General features: G+C 65.0%; 3 protein-coding genes. All 3 read left to right on the top strand.

The window, feature by feature from the left end:
- A partial coding sequence (cysT, locus tag C8D77_RS37160) for a sulfate ABC transporter permease subunit CysT (RefSeq protein WP_425453810.1) occupies window positions 1–850 on the top strand: 850 nt, incomplete at its 5' end.
- A complete protein-coding gene (gene cysW / locus C8D77_RS37155; RefSeq protein WP_109672947.1) occupies window positions 843–1727 on the top strand; it encodes a sulfate ABC transporter permease subunit CysW in 885 nt (294 codons plus the stop codon). The genes cysT and cysW, both read left to right, overlap by 8 nt.
- Window positions 1728–1739: 12 nt before the next feature.
- On the top strand, window positions 1740–2722 hold a 983-nt coding region (locus tag C8D77_RS37150; RefSeq protein WP_109672945.1), incomplete at its 3' end, for a sulfate/molybdate ABC transporter ATP-binding protein.

Below are 2722 nucleotides of genomic sequence, written 5' to 3'. Positions count from 1 at the left end.
GACCACAGCACCCGCGCAGGCTGGGTGGCGGTTCAGACAGCCGAGTGTCATTCCGGGTTTCGGATTGACGCTCGGCTTCTCGCTTGCCTACCTCACCCTCATCATCCTCATCCCGCTGTCGGGGCTGATCTGGCGCTCGGCCGCCTTGGGCTGGCCCGAGTTCTGGGCGATCGCAACCGACCGTCGCACCATCAACGCGCTTGAAATCAGCTTCGGCACCGCCTTCATCGCGGCTGGCGTCAACGTCGTCTTCGGCACGCTCGTCGCCTGGGTGCTGGTGCGCTACCGCTTTCCCGGCCGCCGCATCGTCGATGCCATGGTCGACCTGCCCTTCGCGCTGCCGACGGCGGTGGCCGGCATTGCGCTGACCACGCTCTATGCGCCGAACGGCTGGATCGGCAAATTGCTGATGCCGCTCGGCATCAAGGTCGCCTATACGCCGCTCGGCATCGTCATCGCGCTGATCTTCATCGGCCTGCCCTTTGTCGTGCGCACCGTGCAGCCGATCATGGAGGAGATCGACAAGGAGGTGGAGGAAGCCGCCGCCACGCTTGGCGCCAGCCGCTTCCAGATCATCACCCGCATCCTGTTTCCGGGCCTGGCGCCGGCCATCACTACCGGCTTTTCGCTGGCCTTCGCGCGCGGCGTCGGCGAATACGGCTCGGTCATCTTCATCGCCGGCAATTTGCCCTACAAATCCGAGATCGCGCCGCTTCTGATCGTCATCCGGCTGGAGGAGTACAATTATCCGGCAGCGACCGCGATCGCGGCGATCATGCTGTTTTTGTCGTTCCTGATGCTTTTGATCGTCAATCTCGCACAGTCATGGAGCCGCAAGCGCTATGGCTGATCCCGAGATCAAATCCTACGCACCGCATCACGAGAGCCGCTCGGCGGCGGTGACCGAGAGCCGGCCGGCGCAAGCCGTCCTGATGGCCATCGTCTTCGCTTTCCTCGGCGTCTTCCTGCTGCTGCCGCTGATCATCGTCTTCCACGAAGCGCTGGCAAAAGGCGTCGGTGCCTATACGCAATCGCTCAGTGACGCCGACACGCGCTCGGCGATCCGGCTGACGCTGCTGGTGGCGGCGATCTCGGTGCCGCTCAACATTGTCTTCGGCATCTCCGCCGCCTGGGCGATCGCCAAGTTCGAGTTCAAGGGCAAGGCCTTCCTGACCACGCTGATCGACCTGCCTTTCTCGGTCTCGCCGGTCATATCGGGCCTCGTCTATGTGCTTTTGTTCGGCGCCCAGGGGCTGCTCGGCGGCTGGCTGAAAGCGCATGGCATCGTCATCCTGTTTGCCGTGCCGGGCATCGTCCTGGCCACCGTCTTCGTCACCTTCCCCTTCGTTGCCCGCGAGTTGATCCCGCTGATGCAGGAGCAGGGCAATGGCGACGAGGAGGCAGCACTCTCGCTTGGCGCCAATGGCTGGCAGACCTTCTGGTTCGTGACCTTGCCCAACGTCAAATGGGGGCTGCTCTACGGCGTGCTGCTGTGCAATGCGCGCGCCATGGGCGAGTTCGGCGCGGTCTCGGTGGTGTCGGGCCACATACGCGGCCTGACCAACACCATGCCGCTGCATGTCGAGATCCTCTACAACGAGTACAACGCCGTCGGCGCCTTCGCCGTCGCCTCATTGCTTGCCGGCCTGGCGCTCGTCACGCTGGTCTTGAAAACACTTCTCGAGATGCGCTACGGCGCCGAGATCGCCGCATCGCGCGGGCATTAGAAGGTTCTGTCGATGGAAGTTCGCGTTGCCAACGTGCGCAAGGAATTTGACCGGTTTCCGGCCCTCCACGACGTGTCGCTCGACATCAAGTCGGGCGAGCTGATCGCGTTGCTGGGGCCGTCCGGCTCCGGCAAGACGACGCTGCTCAGGCTGATCGCCGGACTGGAGCGGCCGACGCGGGGAAACATCTTCTTCGGCGACGAGGACGCCTCGCACAAGTCGATCCAGGATCGCAATGTCGGCTTTGTCTTCCAGCACTATGCGCTGTTCCGGCACATGACGGTGGCCGACAATATCGGCTTCGGCCTGAAGGTTAGGCACGGGCCGTCGCGCCCGCCGGCGCAGGAGATCCGCCGCCGCGCCTCCGAACTTCTCGACCTTGTCCAGCTTTCGGGGCTGGAGAAGCGCTATCCGGCGCAGCTTTCCGGCGGCCAGCGGCAGCGCGTGGCGCTGGCGCGCGCCATGGCCATCGAACCCAAGGTGCTGCTGCTCGACGAGCCGTTCGGCGCGCTTGACGCGCAGGTGCGCCGGGAATTGCGCCGCTGGCTGCGCGAAATCCATGACACCACCGGCCACACCACCGTCTTCGTCACCCACGACCAGGAAGAGGCGCTGGAGCTTGCCGACCGCGTCGTGGTGATGAGCCAGGGCCGCATCGAGCAGGTCGGCACTGCCGACGATATCTACGACACGCCGAACTCGCCCTTCGTCTACGGCTTCATCGGTGAATCGAGCTCGCTTCCCGTCAAGGTCGAGAATGGTGAGATCTGGCTCGCCGACCGTCCGATCGGGCTTGCCGCGCCCCACGAACCCTCGGGCGATGCGACGCTCTACTTCCGCCCGCACGATGTCGAACTGCCGGACGGCTGCAGCGGCTGCATCGCCGGCACGGTCGCTGCCAGCCGCCGCGTCGCCGGCACGCGCCGGGTCGAACTCGAGATCGGTGGTGAGCGCCAGCGCGTCGAAATCGAACTGCCGGTCGATCACCCGGCGGC

The organism is Mesorhizobium loti (assembly GCF_003148495.1).
Classification (GTDB): domain Bacteria; phylum Pseudomonadota; class Alphaproteobacteria; order Rhizobiales; family Rhizobiaceae; genus Mesorhizobium; species Mesorhizobium loti.
Note: the sequence above shows the minus strand (reverse complement) of the source record. Positions and strands in the feature narration are given on the sequence as shown.

Bases quoted from the DNA above. Each gene is read 5' to 3' on its own strand.
- cysW (WP_109672947.1), top strand. From the start codon at position 843: ATGGCTGATCCCGAGATCAAATCCTACGCACCGCATCACGAGAGCCGC.